Annotated in this window: 14 protein-coding genes; 6 read left to right on the forward strand and 8 right to left on the reverse strand. The window is 58.6% G+C overall.

Features of this window, described 5'->3' with window-relative positions; all coding sequences use genetic code 11:
- Entirely contained in the window at positions 1-1,839 is a 1,839-nt protein-coding gene (locus CLV45_RS03880; RefSeq protein ID WP_100335075.1) for a type VI secretion system baseplate subunit TssF, read from the forward strand.
- Between the two features lie 76 nt (positions 1,840-1,915).
- On the opposite strand, the gene CLV45_RS03885 is transcribed toward CLV45_RS03880, so the two are convergent.
- Complete coding sequence (locus tag CLV45_RS03885; protein WP_100335076.1) at positions 1,916-4,432, reverse strand: ATP-dependent Clp protease ATP-binding subunit; 2,517 nt, start codon at positions 4,430-4,432, stop codon at positions 1,916-1,918.
- Positions 4,433-4,806: 374 nt separating this feature from the next.
- Between CLV45_RS03885 and CLV45_RS03890 the strand changes: the two genes are divergently transcribed.
- The 3 genes from CLV45_RS03890 to tssD (CLV45_RS03900) all read left to right on the forward strand — a co-directional run bounded on the left by CLV45_RS03890 (position 4,807) and on the right by tssD (CLV45_RS03900) (position 7,171).
- A complete protein-coding gene (locus tag CLV45_RS03890; RefSeq protein WP_100335077.1) occupies positions 4,807-5,247 on the forward strand; it encodes a hypothetical protein in 441 nt (146 codons plus the stop codon).
- A gap of 46 nt (positions 5,248-5,293) precedes the next feature.
- Positions 5,294-6,670 (forward strand): DUF5458 family protein, encoded by a 1,377-nt coding sequence (locus CLV45_RS03895; protein ID WP_100335078.1) that lies wholly within the window; start codon positions 5,294-5,296, stop codon positions 6,668-6,670.
- Between the two features lie 99 nt (positions 6,671-6,769).
- Positions 6,770-7,171 carry a type VI secretion system tube protein TssD gene (tssD, locus tag CLV45_RS03900; protein ID WP_100335079.1) on the forward strand — a complete coding sequence of 134 codons (402 nt, stop codon included), beginning with the start codon at positions 6,770-6,772 and terminating at the stop codon, positions 7,169-7,171.
- Positions 7,172-7,255: 84 nt separating this feature from the next.
- Here the strand turns inward: tssD (CLV45_RS03900) and CLV45_RS03905 are convergent, their stop codons facing one another.
- The 5 genes from CLV45_RS03905 to CLV45_RS03925 all read right to left on the reverse strand — a co-directional run bounded on the left by CLV45_RS03905 (position 7,256) and on the right by CLV45_RS03925 (position 15,566).
- A complete protein-coding gene (locus CLV45_RS03905) occupies positions 7,256-7,537 on the reverse strand; it encodes a hypothetical protein (protein ID WP_100335080.1) in 282 nt (93 codons plus the stop codon).
- Between the two features lie 267 nt (positions 7,538-7,804).
- Entirely contained in the window at positions 7,805-8,419 is a 615-nt protein-coding gene (locus CLV45_RS03910; protein ID WP_100335081.1) for a hypothetical protein, read from the reverse strand.
- The gene (locus CLV45_RS03915) at positions 8,407-12,828 is read right to left on the reverse strand and encodes an RHS repeat-associated core domain-containing protein (RefSeq protein WP_100335082.1); all 4,422 of its coding nucleotides are present in this window, start codon (positions 12,826-12,828) and stop codon (positions 8,407-8,409) included. The genes CLV45_RS03910 and CLV45_RS03915 overlap by 13 nt, the downstream gene beginning before the upstream one ends.
- Positions 12,829-12,879: 51 nt before the next feature.
- A complete protein-coding gene (locus CLV45_RS03920) occupies positions 12,880-13,716 on the reverse strand; it encodes a hypothetical protein (protein ID WP_100335083.1) in 837 nt (278 codons plus the stop codon).
- A gap of 38 nt (positions 13,717-13,754) precedes the next feature.
- Positions 13,755-15,566, reverse strand: a complete 1,812-nt coding sequence (locus CLV45_RS03925) for a type VI secretion system Vgr family protein (protein WP_100335084.1) — start codon at positions 15,564-15,566, stop codon at positions 13,755-13,757.
- Positions 15,567-15,981: 415 nt separating this feature from the next.
- On the opposite strand from CLV45_RS03925, the gene CLV45_RS03930 reads away from it, so the two are divergent.
- Together CLV45_RS03930 and CLV45_RS03935 are read left to right on the forward strand one after the other, a co-directional pair.
- Complete coding sequence (locus CLV45_RS03930) at positions 15,982-17,073, forward strand: hypothetical protein (RefSeq protein WP_157807273.1); 1,092 nt, start codon at positions 15,982-15,984, stop codon at positions 17,071-17,073.
- Positions 17,070-17,495: a hypothetical protein gene (locus CLV45_RS03935; RefSeq protein WP_100335086.1), complete on the forward strand. Its 426-nt coding sequence runs from the start codon at positions 17,070-17,072 to the stop codon at positions 17,493-17,495. The genes CLV45_RS03930 and CLV45_RS03935 overlap by 4 nt, the downstream gene beginning before the upstream one ends.
- Before the next feature lie 526 nt (positions 17,496-18,021).
- On the opposite strand, the gene tssD (CLV45_RS03945) is transcribed toward CLV45_RS03935, so the two are convergent.
- Positions 18,022-18,429 carry a type VI secretion system tube protein TssD gene (gene tssD / locus CLV45_RS03945; protein WP_100335088.1) on the reverse strand — a complete coding sequence of 136 codons (408 nt, stop codon included), beginning with the start codon at positions 18,427-18,429 and terminating at the stop codon, positions 18,022-18,024.
- A gap of 34 nt (positions 18,430-18,463) precedes the next feature.
- Positions 18,464-18,856: a type VI secretion system tube protein TssD gene (tssD, locus tag CLV45_RS03950; protein WP_100335089.1), complete on the reverse strand. Its 393-nt coding sequence runs from the start codon at positions 18,854-18,856 to the stop codon at positions 18,464-18,466.
- Positions 18,857-18,863 lie beyond the last annotated feature (7 nt).

Here is an 18,863-nt window from a genome sequence, read left to right on the forward strand (position 1 = left end):
ATGACGCCTTCTGCCGACGATTTCACCAAATCTGCCATCAAGACCCGCCTCACTCACAAAGCCGCCGAGCTTTGGGGCTACAGCGAGGCCGAAATGGAGGGGTTTGATCCGCTGGTGCAGATGCTCATGGAAGCCTGCGCCGTGGAGCTGGAAAAGATTGGGCAGGAAATTCACAGTACCCAGCACCGCCTCGTAGATCGGCTGGCCAGCCTGCTCAACCCCGACGTGGTGGATGCCCCGCGCCCGGCCCATGCCGTGGCGCAGGCTTCGCCCCGCGAAGCCCAGGCCATTCTGCCCGCCGACGCTCAGTTTGTGTACCAGCGCCCGGCCGCCGGCCGCCAGGTCACTACGCATCCGGTGTTCTTTTCTCCGCTCCAAAACACGAGCCTGACCCAGGGCCGGGTGCGCTACCTGGCCACCGATACCACGCTCTGGCAGCTGGAATCGAGCCTGCAGAAGCGGGTGGTGGCTCAGGCCCCCGTAGCCCTGCCCACCGAGCACCGCCGCCTGTGGATTGGCCTGGAGCTGGCCCCGGAAGTAACGTCCCTGGCTAATCTGAGCTTTTACCTGGACTGGGCCAACGAGCCCCAGCGGCCCACCTTTACCTCGTTTCTGCCGGGCGACTCCTGGCGCCTCGACGAAACAGTGCTGACCGTGGAGCCCGGCCTGCACGAAGATGGTGCTGAGGAAACCTTCCTGCACCAGGAGTACGACTTTCTGCAGCGCGTCGAGCAACACGTGCGGGCCGTGTACGCGCCCCATTTCATACGCGTCGGCGGCGGCCCGGCCGCCGATTTGACGGCTTACGTGCCCCGGCCTTACCCAGCGGGGCTGGCCGCCCAGCTGCCGGCCGCCGCGCTGGCCCAGCTTACCCAGCCCCTGGTGTGGCTGGAAGTGCGCTTTTCCCACGCTCTGCCGCCCGAGGCCCTCACCAATCTGCTCTGCGCCACCAACTGCTTTCCGGTCCTCAACCGCCGCCTGCACAAGCGCCTGTTTCGGCTGCAGCAGGCCCTGAACATCTTCCCGCTCGACTCGGAGGAGCCGTTTTTGGCCATGCGCGAGGTGTATAGCCTCAACAACGTGGTGTACCGCTCCACGTCCCTGACCGGCCTGCAGGACTCCCAAACCGACACTTACACGCTCCGTTCCCACGGCGTGGGCCGCTTCGACGCCCGCACCGGCAAGCAGGCCCTGATGCAGCTGCTCGAGCTGCTACGCGACGAAAGCCGGGCCTTCACCGCCACCGGTACCGACTTTATTTCCTCCACGCTGCGGGAGTTGAACCAGAACCTGGCCCGCCTGGAAGAGCGGCTCGGCCGCGACGCCGCCGCCCAGAATACCGCGCCCTACGTGCTGCTGCGCCCCCACGACGTGAATGACAGCGTCTTTCTGGAATATTGGTCGAGCGACGGGGCCGCGGCCAACCGCCTGGCGCCCGGCAGCCGCCTACAGGTCTACGACGGGCAGTACCTCGACGACGTGCAGCTGCTGACCACCACCATTGGGGGGCAGGAGCGGCCCCGGCCCGAGGAGCGGGTGCACACGTTGCGCAAAAACCTGCTCAGCCGCAACCGTATCGTGACGCTGGAAGACATCAAAGCCGCCTGCTGGGCCGAGCTGGGCAGCCAGCTGGCTCAGGTGCAGGTCGAGAAAGGCTTCCGCAACGGCGCCACGCCCGGGGCCGGCTTCGTGCGCTGCATCCGCGTAACGCTTACGCCGGCCGCCATCAGCCGCCTGTCGGGTCCCGAATGGCAGCAAACGGCCGAAGACCTGCAAATTACGCTGGCCAGCCAGTCGGCCATGAACCTGCCCTACGAGGTGCTGGTTAAGACGCCGTAGGGGAGGAGCTTCCGTTACAGCAAAAAAGGGCCGGCAATACTGCCGGCCCTTTTCCAGTTGGCTAAACTCGTACCGTTTACACCTGCTCCACGGCCGCGGCGGCCGTGGTTTCCCAGGTCAGCTCCTCGGCTTCGGGCGCTTTGCTGAGGGCAATGACCGAGCCTTTACCCACTTCCCCGGAAATAATCATGCGCGAAATCGGGCGGCGCAGCTGCTGCCGGATAACGCCCTTGATGGGCCGGGCCCCGTAGCGCGGCGTGAACCCCGACAATGCCAGGTGGGTGCGGGCCTCGTCGGAAAGCTCCAGCGTGATGCCCTGCCGCCGCAGCTGCTCCTGCAAGGGCCGCAAATGGATGTCGAAAATCTGCACCACGTTTTCCTCCGAAATAGGGGCGAAGGGCACGATTTCCGTCAGGCGGGCCAAAAACTCGGGCCGGAAGTGCCGGCTCATGGTTTCCATCAGCGTGTTGGTAGCCGGAATCTGGCCTTCCCCGAACGACTTGATAATCTGCTCACTGCCAATATTGGAGGTGAAGAGAATAACGGCGTTGGAAAAGTCGCCTTCCCGGCCCAGCCGGTCGTGCAGGCGGCCTTCGTCCAGAATCTGTAAAAAGATGTCGAACACCGAGCTGTGGGCCTTTTCAATTTCGTCGAAGAGCACCACAGAGTAGGGCTTCTCCCGAATCTTGTTGACCAGCATGCCGCCTTCCTCGTAGCCTACGTAGCCGGGAGGCGCTCCATAGAGCAGGGCCGCCGAGTGCTCTTCCTTAAATTCCGACATGTCGAAGCGAATCAAAAAGGATTCGTCGTTGAACAGGAAGTCGGCCAGGGACTTGGCCAGTTCGGTTTTGCCCGTGCCGGTAGGGCCCAGCAAAAAGAACGAGCCGATGGGCTGCCCGGCTTTAATCAAACCGGAGCGCGACTCCAGAATGGCCTCGCACAGGGCCTTCACCGCGTGGTTCTGGCCCACGACGCGCTGCTGCAAGGTCTGGTCCATATTGAGCAGCTTATCCCGCTCGTTGCTTTGCAGCTTGCCCAGCGGAATGCCGGTTTTGCCCGCCACCACGGCCGCTACGTCGGCCCGCTCCACGCTGTCCTTCTTAGTGGCCGACAGGGTAATTACCGCCACCAGCAAGTCCCGGATGTAGGCTTCCAGCGGCTCCGAGGTTTCGAGCGTGTCGGGCTGCTGCTCCTGGTCGAGCTGGTTGAGCCAGAGGTGGCTCACCTGGTTCTGGACCTGGTACAAAAACCACCGCAGCTCCTTCATGTACTCGGCTTCTTCTAGCTCCGGGCCGCGGGCCGCCAGGGCCTCAAAATCCTGCTGCAGCTGCTGCAGCTCGGCCTCGGCGTGGCTGTCGAGCATGCGGATGGCGGCCATGGTGCGGTCCACCAGGTCGATGGCCGAGTCGGGTAGCTGCCGGTCCTTGATGTAGCGCTTGGCCAGGCGCACGGCCTCACTCACGGTGCCCTCACCGATGCTCAGGCCGTGGTGGGCGGCGTAGTGGGGCAGCACGCTGTCCAGCATCCGCTCGGCCACTACCACGCTGGGCTCTTCTACCCGCAGCACGTCGAAGCGGCGGTTAAACGCCTCATCGGCCTCAACGTACTGCCGGTACTCGTCGTTGGTGGTAGCCCCGATGACGGTAATTTCGCCCCGGGCCAGCTCGGGCTTCAGCAGCTGGGCAATGCCGGCCCCGGCCGAGCCTTTGGGGTCCAGCAGCACGTGGATTTCGTCGATAAAGAGGATGGCCCGGGTGTACTGCTTGATTTCGGTCAGCACGCTCTTAATTCGGTCCTCCACCTCGCCTTTGTAGGAGGCGCCGGCCACCAACGTGCCCAAGTCCAGCTCAAAGAGCACCACCTGCTGCAAATGAGTCGGTACCTTCTTTTGCACAATCTGCTGGGCAAAGCCCTCTACCAGCGCCGACTTGCCCACGCCGGGCTCCCCGACCAGCAGCACGTTGGGCTTGGTGCGGCGGCCCAGAATTTCGGCCATCTGCCGGGTTTCCCGGTCCCGGCCCACGATGGGGTCCAGCTTGCCGGCCGCGGCTTCTTCGGTTTTGTTCACGCAATACGTAGCCAGTGCGCCAGCCTTAACACCGGGCGCCGCCCGGTCGGTGAGGGGGGCGCTGGTTTGCCCGTCGGCGCCCACGGCCAGGGGCTGCAGGGCCTCGGGCTCGGCGGCGCTCATCACCTCCCGCTGGGTGAGGGGCAGGGATTTGAGCTGCTCCTCGGTGAAGGCTAGGCCTGGCCGCAGCAGGGCCGCCAGCAAGCTCAGCGGGTCGGTTTGCTCCTTGGCCAGCTGCAGGGCCACCAGGTCGGCTACTTCCAGCACGGGCTTGAGTTGGGCGTCCTGCCCGGGCATTTCCGGCGGCCGCGTCGACTTCGGCAGGCCTTCCAGCCGCACCTCGGCCCATTCGCGCAGGTAGTGAATGTCCTTGTCGAGCTCAATGGCCAGCCACGAGGCCAGCCCGATTTCATTGTGCAGCAGGGCCGTCAGCACGTGGGGGGCGGCGTAATACTCGTGGCGGTATTCGTGGGCCACGGCCTGCGCAATGTGCAGGGTGCGTTTTAGTTCGTCGGAGTAAGACACGGAAAAAAATAATAGGGTAGAAGAATGACTAGGAAAGTAGCTGAGCCAGAATCGGAACCTGGGCCGTCAGCTGCATACGTAAGGCCCCGTGGTCCTGGCGTTTGCGGCCCCAGGATGTCTTTCTAACAGCTTATTACACTGGGAGAAAACTGTCGAACCTGAACTATTTCGAACTATTCAATATCGGAAATCGTAAATATCCGGAGAATAGTGCAAGGTCCTGGACGAGGACTCGACAGTACCGGAGCCCAGCTCAAAAAAGAGTGGCGTTAAAGTATTGTATTTCCTGAATTAATGTACCTTTCGGCTCAAGTAGGCCGTATGGAAATCGTCTAACGGATTGATATTCATCATTTAGTCATAAAACTGTTTCTATGTTCAACTACGGAATCGGCGGGCAAGAGCGCAAGCTTGACAATGCACAGGAGTCCATCTCGGATATTCCGCTGAATCGGACTTTGCTGGTACAAAAGCTCACGGCCGACCCGCCCCTGCGGGCCAAAATTGTAGAAGGCCTGCGGACGCCCGAGGCCGTTTTCGCCCACTTCAAGCCCGAAGTGGCCGTGGAGTTCGAGAAGGAGGACGGCTCGGTAATACCAGAGAAACTACAATTCGAAACCCTGGGCGACTTTGGCAAGCAGGGCATCATCAACCAGAGCAACTTCCTGCAAAGCCTCGACACCGAGGCCGACAACCTGCAAAAGTTGCTGCGCCAGCTTAAGTCGAACAAGATTTTGAAGTCGGCCCTGGAAAATCCGGAAACCAAAGCGGCGTTTCTGGCGGCTATCGAAGCCATGATAAGCGAGCTGGACTAGTCCGCCGCTGATTTCTTCACGCTTTATCCTCAGTAGGGAACCACCCATGGCCACCGAAAACCAAGATACTACCTCCACCGCCGGAGCCGCCCGGGAACGGGAACTGGCCCCGCGCCTCGAACAGAATGCCCAGGCTCTGGCCAAGTTCGGCGGCTTCGATTTGCTCGAAACCACCATCGACGGCGCTTCTAACCTGAACCCGGAGAAGAAAGCCCGCAAAAAGATCTTCCTCACCGAAGAGAGCAAGAAAGCCGACCGGCAGCAGCTCAAAAAGCGTCTGGCCTTGTGGCATTCGGTGCTCAGCGAGTCCGACTCGGTAGCCGATGCCGTGCAGAAAAGCGAGGAAAAGGTAGAGTCGGCTAAAAACCAACTCACCGACAACCTCAAAAAGGCCATCGAAGCCACCCACGACCTGGAGCAGGCCTATCGTTCGGTCACGCTATTCTACCGCAACACCGACCAGAACGAAATCAAGAACATTTCCATCCTCAACGCCGACAAAGAGCAGTTGCAGGACCTGGATAATACCACCTTCATCGACGCCGTGTCGGACGAGCTGGAGCAGAACTACGACCGTCTCGACCTGCGCGACAACTACTCGCTGCTGGTCATTCCGGGGTACCTGGGCTCCAACAAGGTTATCGACAAGTGGGCCAAAATTGCGCACAAGAACAAGGTGATGATGGTCACCGACTTCGAGCACTACGACTCGCCCGACGACGTCATCGAACTCTTCGACGAAGCCAACCTCACTGGCGCCGAGTCGCACAAGTCCAACGTCATCATGGCCTGTAACTGGCTCGTGGGCCGCGGCAAGCTGGAGGAAGTAGGCGAGGAGGAAGACCTGTTCGTACCCCCGTCCTCGGCCCTGGCCGGTCGGATTTACAGCACGCTGGCCTCGCAGGTAACCGCTGGCCGCAAGCACGGCACGCTCAACGAGGTGGACGGCGTACGCTTCCCGCTGCGCAAGAGTGAAATTGCCAACATGGAGAAAATTGGCCTCGTGCCGATGGTCAACGAGTACGGCCGGGTAATGGCCTTCTCGGCCAAAACCCTGTTCAACGGCGACAACATCGGCCTGCAGACCTACTCCGTGGTGCGCGTGTTCGACCACGTGACCAAGGTGCTCATTGACTTCCTCAACCGGCGAGCCTTCGAAAACTGGGACCACAACGTGCGTATGGACATTCAGAGCCAGATTGTACGGTTCCTGGATGGTATTGCTGGCCCGGGCAAGCTCATCGAGAAATTTTCCATCAAAAAGTTTGAGCGGGACCCCAATCAGAAGGACCGCATTCTGCTCGACATTCACATGGTGCCCTACTTCCCGGCCAAAACCTTCCTGGTTTCCCTGGATGGCACCAAAGGCGACGATCCGGACGCTCCGGGCCGCGACTGGAATGCCGAGTACAAGCAGCAGTAACGTGAAGTGAGTTGTGAGGTGGCAGTAGCTGTTGCAGATCAGTAAAAGTTGTAGTGCCTTTATTAATTCTTCATTTTTCACCCCCCTAATTCCTTTATCATGGCATCATTTAGTGCATTTTTCAACGCCGCTGGCAGCGGTGACTGTGAAGTAGTAAGCTGCAGCTACTCCTTCGACCAGGCAATTGACGACAAAGGTCGTCCTTCGTCTAAAGTGCAAGGTGGTACCATCAAGGTTACCATTGTCTCGACCGACAGCGCTTCGCTGACCAGCTGGATGCTGGACCCGTACAAGCGCGAGAGCGGCAAGATCATCTTCAAGCGTATCGACCAGGATTCGACCCTGAAGGAGATTTCCTTCGAGGAAGCCTACTGCGTAAGCTACGCCGAGCATTTCGACGCTCGTGGTGCTGACACCAACACCTCCATGACCCTGAGCCTGACTATTTCGGCCAACAAGATCAACGCCAACGGCGCTGTTCTGGACAATAAGTGGGTATAAGCACCTGGTGCTAACCCTCGCAAAAAGCCCCCGCGACGTCTGCCGCGGGGGCTTTTTTGTGACCTTCAGCTAAGGGAGTATATTCTAACTAGCCATTCCTGTCTTCTCAATCATCTGCATTATTGCACCCATGCCGAAACCATTTCTGGCAGTGAGAATCCACCAGCTGACGAGGTAGGGAGTCAGAGGCTGTTTTATGCGGCGGCATCTTTGGGTTTTGCCCTTGCGGCCGGACTTCTTCCCTAAGCCGCTATCATCGAAGAACTTTTGGTTGTCTACCCACGCTTTGTGAGCAAGGACGTGGTGGGCTCGGAAGCCGTTTTTAACGTAATCAGTGATGCCAGGGGTGCGCTTGGCTTTGACCATGGGGTTTGCTCACCGTGCTGCCTTCACCTAGACCGAAAGTGTCGAGCTGGGTGAGCGGGGCGGCCACTAATCAGCTGCTCGGCTTCTTGCCGCTAGTAATACCACTGCTAGCCGGTGGGCAAGATCTTGTGCACCGATGTGGCTTCCGCACCGTAGTAATAGCGCGTGCTGTTGGCCTCGCGCAGTAGTCCGCTGCGGCTGTCCTCAATTTTGGTGAGTATATGGGCCGGTCTGCTACTGGCCCTACCAATAGCAGACCGGTTGCTATTACATTTTGGCAATATTAACGTTTTCCACCAACGGGTTGGTAAAGCTGTCAAAGCTGGATGTCTCACGCAACTCAAATACGAATCCAAAGTTTGCCGTCGGATAAGGCAATATTTTTTTGCGCTTGAATCCTAGCAATTTTACTTTGTAATCGGCTGGAGTGATGGTGAATTTTTGAGAGCTATGTAATGTTTCACCGTCCAGGGTTTCGTAAGATATACTCTCTTGTTCTTTAAAATCAGCAGGGTTCCAATTATCCAAAGTGTCGAGCGTGCCTATCCAGATGGCTGAATCGGTTCCTACACGCAAATTACAATTCTCAATAGTTAATACTTCCTGCCATTCTTCACCTAATTCTACTGCTTCTGACAAGTGTTTTACCTCAATGTAATAAGCAATTGAATTAATGGTTGCAATAGGTAGAAGGTAGCCATCTTTTATGGCTTCCTCTAAAATATTGCGATTTTTATCAAAAAAGCTGTTTAGTTTTTTGGTTTTTATATTATGGTTTTTGAGAAAAGATGTGAAACTTTCTATGGATAAACAATACAGACCATAGCCGCTTACATCAACTATTTTTTCGCTCATCGCTTTGGGGTTTTTTACTTCGGACATGGTATTTTGCCAGCTTTATGGAGCTCCTGTAGTTTTTCTAACGCTTCGCCTGGAGTCAGGTTGCGATATAGAATTTGATTAGTGCCGGGCAGTTTTAAGAACCCTTTTTCGGGGAAGCCGGCATACGCTTTTTTACCTTTGTCGAAGAAGTCATCCACCGACCCGGTGTACTTCGAGCCGTGGAAGGGGACTCCCTCATCAATCAAGGCCCGGTGCAGTCGCTTGTGCAGGTCGGCTGTACCAGTGGGGTCATCCGGGTACCAGGCAATGGAGCCGGGTTTGTCAAGTTTGGGCAGTTGGAGCTTGCCGGCCACACTCCGGGGAAACAAGTGGTGGCCCATGCCATCGTGGTTTAGATCCGAATACCAGCCAAACGGATCAATCCACGTGGTGGGGTCGGCTACGTAGCTGTACAGGTTCATGCCCCCTAGTACCCCGATGGGGTCTTGGCTGATATAACGCCCAGCTTCAGGGTCGTAGTAGCGGAAGCGGTTATAGTAGAGCCCCGTTTCGACGTCTTCGTACTGGCCCTGGTAGCGGAAGGGACAGTCCTGGGGCTTGCCTTTTCCTTCCCGTACTTGGCCGTAGCTGTCGAGCTGGGCCTGCCAGGTCTTGGTGCCCTGCTGGTCATAGAGTTCCAGTGGGGTACCCAAGTGGTCCACGAGCACACTGTAAGCGGCTTGGGCCGTAAGCTTAGCCATGGGCGCAAACGAGGCATCTTCGAAGAGCCAAGTCGTCAAATCCTGCACACTGCCAGCGCCGGGTCCGACTTCCAGCTCCTGCCACTCGTGCAGGGGCTGGTTGCCGTCCCAGACCCAGCGCGTGACCCGGCCCCGGAAGCGTTTGCTCAGGCGCCGGCCCAAAGCATCATAAGTGAAGGTGACAGCATAGCCGTCCGGACGGGTCACAGAGGTTAGCTGGCCGGCCCCGTCCCAGTCGTAATGCCACTGCTGACCATTGGACAGGCGCTTGCGCACCAGGTTGCCCTCCGCATCGTAGTAATAGCGCGTGCCGTTGGCTTCCCGGAGCTGCCCGCCTTTGCCATACTGACGGTCGGTGCGGCTGGGCGTGCGAAATAAGTTGCCTATTGCGTCAGGCTGGCGAATTTCCTGGACCCCGTCGGCATACCGAGTGGATACAAGGTTGTCCTGCTCATCGTGGGTGAATGAGGTACGACCTATGGCAGTAGCATCGATTTCTGACAGCCTGCTCGGCGTCAACCAATGGTAGCGCCGCTGATGACTCTTCGTCGCGCGTTCCGTGTGAATTGTCTGCCGCGCTGGTCGACCAAGGACATCGTGCTGCCAGGACAATTGCAAGCTTTCGAGCACACGCTCTATTTCCTGACCAAAGGCATTATAAGTGAACTTGGCTTGCCACTGGTCGGTGCGCACATACTCTAGTTGCCCGGAGAGGCTACGTTGCATTTGAGCGGCAGCACCCAAGGATGAGCGTAACCCCAGACGCTGCCCAAGGATATCATAGTCGGACTCGACTACATGCTGACCCTGGACTTCCCGTACGACTTGACCTAACGCATTTTTGTCTAGACGGACACTGTGCTGAGGGGTGTTGGCTTCTACTAGCTCGCCATCTGGACGATACACAAACTGCGCTTGGGTGCCATCGTGGTGCAGCACTTCCGTTAAGCGTCCAACGGCGTCGTAAGCATACTGAGTCGAGCGGCCGGCTGGGCGTTGCAAAGTGGTGACTCGGCCAGCCAAATCCCGATAGTAGCGACGGGTAAGTCCGTCGAATCCTACTTCCTCTACAACTTGACCCGCAACATCCAGGACGAGCGTATACACTTCCCCGTGCTCGTTGCAGAGGCTCGTCAAGCGCCCTTCCGTATCGTAGGTAAAGGAAACTCGGGCGCCGGCCTGGTCTCGTGCGGCTAGGAGCCCTGTACTTGTGTACGTATACTGGGTCGTTGAATGTGGATCTTGCTCCCGAAGTACGCTCCCAACGGCATCATACGTAAAGGTTCGTTCTGCTCCATCGGGTTCACGCAGCCATAGTATTCTACCCAGGATATCGTATTGATACTGCCGAACATTCCCTCTGAAATCTGATGTGCGAATAACACGGCCCAGAAAATCGTATTGATTGGAGCTGACCTGTCCGTTCGGAGCAAGTACTTCACCGATGTTATAATGTGCATCATAGCGCAAGCGTAAGGTTTGGGCCAGATTATCGGCGACCCCGACTAGGCGACCCTGCGCGTCATAACTATACTCCGTACTAGCCCCGACAGGATTGATACGACGAAGTAAATTTCCTGCTTCGTCGTATGTCCATTGCCACACTTGCTCATTGGCATCTATTGCCTGGATCGGCAAGTCTTGTGGGTTGTATTGCGTCTGGATCTTTGCCCCATCCGGATACGTGACCAAGGTTTGATTACCGCGGGCGTCGTACTCGTAGCTGGTGGCTTGTCCCAGCGGGTCGCGCTCCAGGGTCAGGTCCGTATCCTCGTTGTAGGTCCACTGGCGCACCGCCCCCAGCGAATCAAGCATCACCACCACCAGTCCGTGGCGGTGCGTGTAGTGCTTGGTATAGCCCACCGAGTCGGTAACGACGGTATGCTCGGCGCTTTCGTAGCGCAGCGTGGTGTCGTAGATGCCCCCGTCGCCCCAGGTGCGCAGGCAGCGGGCCTCGGGGCCGGTGCTGTCGTAGCGGAAGTAGAAGCTCAGGCCTAGCCGGTTGGTTTCGCGCACCAGCAGGTGATGCTCGTAGACAAAGGTCATGGCGTGGCCCAGCGCGTCGGTGGTCCGGACCATGTCGCCGGCCTCCGAGTACTCGTAGCGCACGATTACGAAGCTGCCTTCGGCCCCGGGCTCGGGAAGCGGCGCGTGCAGGGCCGTCAGGCGGCCGAGCGGGTCGGTGTCGGCCCGTAGTTGGCGGCCGACGCTGTCGGTGATGCTGCTCAGGAAGCCCTGCGGGGTATAGGCAAAGCGAATGGCAAAGCCATTGTTGTCCTCGACGGCCTGGAGCAAATACACTTCGTTGACTGCCTCTGGGGCAAAAACATACCACAGTCGCTCGTCCTTGTTCCAGATACGGTAACCCTGGTCGGCAGGGCCAAAGGCTTCGAGCTTCTCCGGGCGGTTGAAGCTGCCGGCCTTGCCGGCGGGAGGCGCAAACAAAGCCAGGCGGCCATCGGCCAGGCGCAGGGCCAGGGAGCCATCCTCTTCCACGGCCAGGGCCAGGTCGTAGCGGTGGTGCCAGCCGTGGCCCAGGGCTCCCTGGTGGGTGGAGCGCGAATACCAGATTCGCTCCCACACGAAGGGAATCGGGCCAGGGAGCTCGAAGTCGACGGCCTCGGTGAAGACCAGGCCGGCGGCGACATCGACGGGGTGGCCGACGCGGGTACATTTCTTCGGCCCGGCGCAGTCTGTTACCGCAGCTAATTGCTTCGCTTTTTTGCCGGCTTTAGCGGCGGCTTTTTCGGCTTTTCTCGCCTTTTTGGCGCCGGTGAGCACCTTGCCCAGCGTTTTCATGCGGCCGGCGGCTGAGCGGGCTGCCCGGCTGGCCAAACTCATAGCGTGGCCCTCTACGTCGGCAATGCGGGCGGCGCGCAGGGCCATGCGGGCCACGCGGCTGGTCTTGGCCGCTGCGTTCAGGGCCGTACCGGCCCCGGCGGTAGCCACCGTCAGGCCTACTTCGAAGGCTACTTGGCCCGTGACGTTGCCCCAGTCCCGGGGCGACATATTCTGCAGCTTGTCACCGACTTTCTGCCAGTTCTCGCCGTGGCTGGCCCAGTCGGCCGCGTTGCTAATGCCCTGTCCGGCGCTGTGGGCCGCGTTGGACCAGTTCTGGGAGTCGCCGGCCCACTTGTAGGCACTGGTAGCGCCTTCGGCAATGGCGTTGGCCGTGTCGACGGGGTGGGTTACGGCGTTCCAGCCACCCTTGGCCATGCCCCACAAGCCCTCGGCCAGGCCTTTGCCGCCTTCCCATACGCCCTCGGCCACGCCGAGCTGGAAGCGGCCGTAGGCACCCAGCGGGCCCAGGGTTTTGAGATAATCATCGGCCTGATCGGCCAGGCTTTTCTCCGGGGCCGGCGGCGGGGCACAGGCCGCCTGAGCGGCCGCCATCGTGAAATGAATACCAATGCGGCCACTGGCGCTGCATTGGAGCTTGGAGTCTTCGAGCAGCGGGTGCCCCATGCCCAGCTGCACATCATTTTTGACTGGTGACCAAGGCGTGGAAGGCAGGAAGACGCACGGCATTTTGGTCACGCTACACACGCCCATGGGCGGGATGTTGACCAGGGGTATCATGTCCTTATCAGTGGCCAGATTCTGGCCGTAGATTGACGTGAAGGCGTTGAAAGTGACGTTGAGCGTAGCGGGCAGGGTGCCTTTGTCACAGGTCAGGAACACGCCGGCGGGAACATATTTCTTAGCCATAAGTAGTCGAACTAAACCCTCGAAAAACAATAGGAGAAATAAGGCTGGGGACTACGCCCCAGCGGGCTGCAGGGTGCAGAGCGTCTTGCTCATAAACACGCCTTGCACGCCAAATACCGTGAACTGGGCCGCATTGAGCAGAGACGAGCGGTGGTCAAACTCGTAGCTTTCCACATGCTGGCTGTTCAGGGTAGTGTCCAGGTCGTACTGGTCGGTCATGGTGCGCAGGCCCTGGCGCACGGCTTCGGCGGGGTAGGTTTCCTGGTCTACCTGGCCTTCGACTACCAGGGCCAGCTCCACGTCGGTCAGGGTTTCGGTCCGGCGCTTGATCTGGGTGGTAAGGGGCAAATCCAGGTTGCCCAGGAAGCGGGCAATAGTGCGGGGCGGGCCGGGCACAGGGTGCTCCCCGTAGGTTTGCCCGTAGAAGGCCGGAAACAGCGTGCCGTACTCGTAGCCGCGCCGCAGCACATCTTCTAAGTACCCGTCGCCGTGCAGCACCTGGCCCAGGCCCGAGACCATGCCCGGAGTTATCTGGTCGGAGCGGCGGTACTTGCGCAGCAGCTCGGGCTCCAGCTTAGCCCACTGCGCCCGTAGCTCTTCCTTATTGGCAATGCGCTCCAGGGCGCCGGCTGCGTCGGTTTCAATGAGCAGGCGCCGCCGCAGCTGGGCCGTATCGGCGTCGAGCTGGGCCAGACCCTGATTCTCGGTTTGCTGGAAGCTGAGCACCGTTACCTCGTAGAGCCAGCCCGCCGCGGTTTTTTGCAGGGGCTGCTTGCGAAACGTCGTCTGCCGGGTGTTCTCGTAGAGCAGATTACCCAGCAGGTTGGTCGTCTGAACCGTGACGGTGTAGTCTTGGGAGGTCGGCAGCAGCGGAAACGCCAAAGTCATAGAAAGGGCCTAAAGTACAACCAGGGAAACGCACGGCCTTAGCCGTTAATCTTGACGGTGCTGCCGGAAATATCGACGGTCGAGCCGCTGCTGATTTCCATTTTGCCCGTCGTCGATACGGTTTTCTCCTTGGCACTAAAGGCCATTTTGGCCGTGGCATCGGCGGTAATATCCTTTTCAGCCTTAAGGGCAATGCTTTTCGAGGCCGACGTGACCTTGATTTCCTCCTCGGCTTCCATCGTAATGTTCTTGGCGTGCATCATGATTTCCCCTTTGTCGCCGGCTTCCAGGGTAATGGTGGAGCCCAGCACCGTTACCGGGCCGTTGCTTTTGATGGTAATGCTGCCGTCACCCTTAAAGCCGACTTCCACTGCCGTACCCTTGTTGTTGGAGTTGGAAATCAGGATGCGCTGCTCGCCCTGGCCGTCGGCCATGACAAACTTGTTGCCACCGGCCGTTTGCAGGCCCTTCAGGTTGTTCTGGGGGTTGGTATACTTGGCGCTCTGCTTGTTCTGGGGGTGAAACATGTTGCCCAGCACCACCGGAAACTCGGCCAGTCCATGCTCATAGCCAATCAGGACCTGGGAGCCCACCTCCGGCGTAAAGAGCTGGCCTTTCCCGTCGCCGGAGTAGGGCGTGCTTACCCGCAGCCACGCCGATTCGGCCTCGGTGGGCTGGGCCACGGGCCAGTAATAGCGCACCCGGATACGGCCCAGATTGCGTGGGTCCTGCAAATCAATCACCTCGGCCAGTTCGGGCTGGGCGTCGGTGGCGGCGTAGAGCGGGTTGGGCGGCGGGGCTTCCGACGACTCGGGCATGGCCTCGAAGTGGTTCTGGTAGTTGCCGTCGCCGTCTACTTCGTGGCGGACGGCCAGCACCCGGAACTTGCCATAATCCTGGCCGGTGGCATCCTGCACGGCCAGCACGCAGCCGGGGGTAATATCATAGGCTTCCCCGCTGCCCTCCAGGCTCACCTGATTGGCCGCTCGTTTGGCTGCCAGGCCGTCGAGGCTGCGCTGCAGCTGGGCCTGGTCGCTCACCTGCGTGCCCGCCAGCAAGCGGTGGGGCTGGGTAAACAGGTCGTCCGACTTCTGCACCGCAAACTGGCTGAGCGGGTGGCCAGCGGCCGGAGTGGCGGCCTTGGTCTTCAGAGGCTTGTGGGTGCGGTAGTTGTAGTGGGCACCCTCGGTCTTGCCCGGCTGCAAGTGCATGGAGAGGGTAAACATCTGGGCGCTGCTACTCTTGAAGGGAATGGTTTTGCCCGCGCCCCGGCCCAATTGCAGGGTCTGACCATCGTAGTAGAACCATTCGCCCTGGTGCGCGGCCAGGCGGCTCAAAAAGTTGAAGTTGGTTTCGTTGTACTGCACCGTGTAGGGCAGTACCTCCTGGTGCTGGGCCTTGAGCTGCTTTTTCAGGGCGTTGCCGTCGTAAGGGCCCAGCACGCTGGAGAAGATGTCCTGAATAGACTTTTTGACAAACGTTCGGCTCTGGGTCCCGTCTTCCAGCAGGAAGGAAGGACTGTAGCCGCTGACGTGGTAGTAGTTGACCAGGTCGGCGTCGGTCTGGATGCTGATGTGGGTGATAATGCCTTTAAACTGGAAGGAGCGCCCCGAGTCGTTGGGCAGGGCGCCCGTCCAGCTGATGGCAATGTTTTTTCCGCTCAGCCGTTCGTGGGCCTGCGCAAACAGGGCCTCCGGCTTGAGTCCAAGGGCCTTACCCAGCGCCTCAAACGAAAAGTCGAGGGCGAAGGTGTGGTGGGTCAGCACGTGCTGACTGAGCGTTAGTCGATTGTAGTCGGTCAAGGCCAGGCCGCCGTCTACATGAACGCTTGCATTAACTGGATATGACATTTAGAAAGTATATGAAGATTACGATGGAACCAGCGTAAAAGTAACCGAATAATTGAACTGACGTTACGTAATTAGCTTAGCTTGCGGTCGAAAGGTCTGCCATAGGGGGGCAATTTGCCTCGTTCACCGTAGTTTAGGGCAGAGTTTTGTACTTAGATTATCACTGCGTTAAACGAATAATACTACTATGAACCCAGCTTTTCAGGACGGCCGCCGGCCCCGGACCAATGCCGTCGCCTCGCTGGCCAACACGGGCCACGCTAGTCCGCTGAGCCGGCGGCCCGCCCCCGGGGCCGCCCAGCACGCGCACCAGGCCGGGCAAACCGTGCGGCAGGGGCCCCAGCCCATGTCGGCGCGCCGGGCGGCGGCCGTAAACGCCGAGCACGCGCACTTGAAGCGGACTGTCGATCAGGTCGTGGAACTCTCCAAAGCGGAGGTGTGGCGGATGAACTCGGACGCCCAGCTCCGCCGGCGCATGGAAGCCATGCCCCACCGCCTTTACGACGCCAACCGGATTGACAAGCGCTACAAGACTGACGTGGCGGACGAGTACGGCCAGCCAATGGGGCAGGAGCGCTACGCCGTGGGCCAGCTGTGGGTGTTTGCCAGCACCCTGAACGATGCCTTCGGCACGCGGGTCTACTGGGTCTATAATACGCAGACGAAGGTATTGGTATCCTTCACGCCCGAACGGGGCATTGCCCGCGACAAGCGCACGTACATGTCGGAAAAAGACCGGTTCCGCACCATTGCGGCCGGCACTGGGGTAGCGGGCGGCTACATGGAAAAAGGCTTCCTGGCTATCAGTGCCGGCATGCTCACCGGCGGCCTGGCCTACGAAGTAGAGGGCGCGGCGGTAGTGGGTACCGCTATTCGGGGGTACGTGGTAAAGGCCTCGGAAGGAGCTAGTATACGGGCTATGGTAGATTTTTCCACGCAACTTGGCGTTGGAGCTGTAACGGGCAAAGGCAGTTGGGGAAACCGATTTAAAACATCCTTCACAGATGTGAACTGGACTTCGGTAGCCGGAGCGGCCGCTGTAAATTCAGAAGGACTTAAATGGTGGGCTAAAGCCTTGGTTGCTCTTGGCTCATCGGCTACCACGAACTACTATACCACAAAGTTTAGTAACGTAGATGCCTACAAGAGTTTTGGCCACGCTGTAGATTTTACCAAAGAAAAGGAGAGCAAAGAATTTGTTATCAATATAATTGCAGGAACTGTATTCGATCAGCTGAAAGAATACGGGGCTCCCTGGATAGAGAAATCCATGCGCAACACTCCTAATACGATGGGGATGCTCACGGCAATTCGGCATAATCTGGTGCCTGTCAAGACGGCTATAAAAGCAGTAGATCAGAAAATGGTGGCTGTGTTGAGCTATGAAATAGGCGGGCTATTGGAGAGTACTAAAAAACTCTGGGAGAATTATAATGTTGATAAGGCAGAAGCAGCCAAAAAGAAAACGGCACCTTCCACCCGCCCTATACTACCAGCGAAACGATGACTTTTCTTGGTTGGCTTAAAAAATATGGCGCCTACTTAGTCCTAGCTGGGGGCTTGTTCGGTGGTTGGTGGGGTATGCGCGCCAAGCAAATAATGCATACCCGGTCCCGGTTTACGATTGGTTACCTGACGGGAGGTTATTACACGCCCAAAAGCGGTAAGCGCTACAGTTACCGCTACCAGGTGCAGGGCCAGGAGTATGAGGCTACGGATACGCGAGAAGAAGATATGAATTCTGACAACGGGGCCCGTTTTCTAGTGGAGTACGATACTCTGGACCCAGGGGAGAGTTCCGGACACTTCACCCTGGCCATTCCCGATAGTATCCAGCGGATTCCCGCGAATGGGTGGCCTAGCCCACCCTTCCCCGTTTCTGCAAAAGACCTGAATTATGGCCGGGACGAAGAAACGGCGGCTGAATAGAGATGCCCGCATAGGCCTACTCTGAATTGACTGCTATATGCTCTAAATAGCTCCTCCAAGCAGCTGTATAGAAGAGTAAAGACCTAGTTCAATATTCCTGCAATGGACAATCTAAGGTCTTCTTTCGCCCAACTAAAAAAGTATGGAGCCTACCTCATACTGGCTGGGGGCTTGCTCGGCGGCTAGTGGAGTATGCGCCGTAAGCAGATTATGCATACCCGGTCCCGGTTCACGATTGGCTATTTGACAGGCGAATACTACACCCCCAAGAGTGGCAAGCGCTACCAGGTGCAGGGCCAGGAGTATGAGGCTACCGACACCCGGAAAGAGGCTATGAATACGGACAACGGAGCTCGGTTTGTAGTTGAGTACGACACCTTAAATCCGGGCCTCAGCACTGGGTACTTTACCGTAGCCATTCCCGATAGTATTCAGACTAGCCCGGGAAATGGCTGGAAGAAGTTGCCTTTTCCAGTTTCTGGGCAGGCTCTGAATCATGGACAGAAGGAGTAAAGCCGGTTATGGCTTACCGGGTCAGCTCCCAGTTGCTGTCTTTGGTGGTAGTGCCCAGGGCCAGTTTGGCGGCGGCAATTTGCAGGATGCAGTAGTAAGCTGCCGGCGCATCATCGTCGTCGGAGCTGAAAACTTCTTCGTAAGCCACGCAGAGGCCTTCCTCAAAGGTGAGCTCCTCGTGGGCCAGGGGCTGGTCGATGCCGTTGAAGAGAATGGCCCCGCTCATCTTTTTTTCGGGGTCGGCGGCCCAGGCAATCAGGGCCTCACTCTCGGGGACGACCAAGCTCAGGGAAATCAGGCCGCTGCGGACTTTGGCCGAGGCCCGGCCCCGGCTGTCGGCGTGCTGCAAAAACTCGTAGCTGCAGTTCTCGATGGGAAACACGTGGCCCTCGAGAAGCAGGGCGCTGTTGAAGGAAGCCATAGCGGAAGATGGGTTGAAAAGGCGAAAAAAGGCCTTAAGCGGGCCATTTATTGTCTATTTCAACCGAGCCGATGGTGAGGCGGTTGGCCGACAACGACAAGCTCATCGTCATGTTCTGCGACGATTTGGCCGCGCTAAACTCCTTGCGCAAGCCCACGCAGAACGTGTCTTCGAAGGTAATCGTCTTGCGCACGGCCCGCACGTCGGAGTGAAAGATGCTGATGGAGCCGTTCATCTTCTTGGTGTCGTCCAGGGCCCAGTGGTGGATCAGGTCGTCGGGTTGAGAGTCGAGCTCCACCTGCAGGCGGCCACCATGTACGCGGGCTTCGGGGCGGCCCACGGCGTCGGTGCTCTGCCCGATAGACCAGCCAAAGCGGCGCACCACGTAGGTACGGCCTTCCAGGTTTAATTCAGCGTGAAAAGACATAAGCTAG

Source organism: Hymenobacter chitinivorans DSM 11115, from assembly GCF_002797555.1.
Classification (GTDB): domain Bacteria; phylum Bacteroidota; class Bacteroidia; order Cytophagales; family Hymenobacteraceae; genus Hymenobacter; species Hymenobacter chitinivorans.

Excerpts from the sequence above, each read along its gene's own strand:
- CLV45_RS03880 (WP_100335075.1), top strand. The coding sequence starts at position 1 with ATGACGCCTTCTGCCGACGATTTCACCAAATCTGCCATCAAGACCCGC.
- CLV45_RS03890 (WP_100335077.1), top strand. The coding sequence starts at position 4,807 with ATGTTCAACTACGGAATCGGCGGGCAAGAGCGCAAGCTTGACAATGCA.
- CLV45_RS03895 (WP_100335078.1), top strand. The coding sequence starts at position 5,294 with ATGGCCACCGAAAACCAAGATACTACCTCCACCGCCGGAGCCGCCCGG.
- tssD (WP_100335079.1), top strand. The coding sequence starts at position 6,770 with ATGGCATCATTTAGTGCATTTTTCAACGCCGCTGGCAGCGGTGACTGT.
- CLV45_RS03905 (WP_100335080.1), bottom strand. The coding sequence starts at position 7,537 with ATGGTCAAAGCCAAGCGCACCCCTGGCATCACTGATTACGTTAAAAAC.
- CLV45_RS03910 (WP_100335081.1), bottom strand. The coding sequence starts at position 8,419 with ATGTCCGAAGTAAAAAACCCCAAAGCGATGAGCGAAAAAATAGTTGAT.
- CLV45_RS03915 (WP_100335082.1), bottom strand. The coding sequence starts at position 12,828 with ATGGCTAAGAAATATGTTCCCGCCGGCGTGTTCCTGACCTGTGACAAA.
- CLV45_RS03920 (WP_100335083.1), bottom strand. The coding sequence starts at position 13,716 with ATGACTTTGGCGTTTCCGCTGCTGCCGACCTCCCAAGACTACACCGTC.
- CLV45_RS03925 (WP_100335084.1), bottom strand. The coding sequence starts at position 15,566 with ATGTCATATCCAGTTAATGCAAGCGTTCATGTAGACGGCGGCCTGGCC.
- CLV45_RS03935 (WP_100335086.1), top strand. The coding sequence starts at position 17,070 with ATGACTTTTCTTGGTTGGCTTAAAAAATATGGCGCCTACTTAGTCCTA.
- tssD (WP_100335088.1), bottom strand. The coding sequence starts at position 18,429 with ATGGCTTCCTTCAACAGCGCCCTGCTTCTCGAGGGCCACGTGTTTCCC.
- tssD (WP_100335089.1), bottom strand. The coding sequence starts at position 18,856 with ATGTCTTTTCACGCTGAATTAAACCTGGAAGGCCGTACCTACGTGGTG.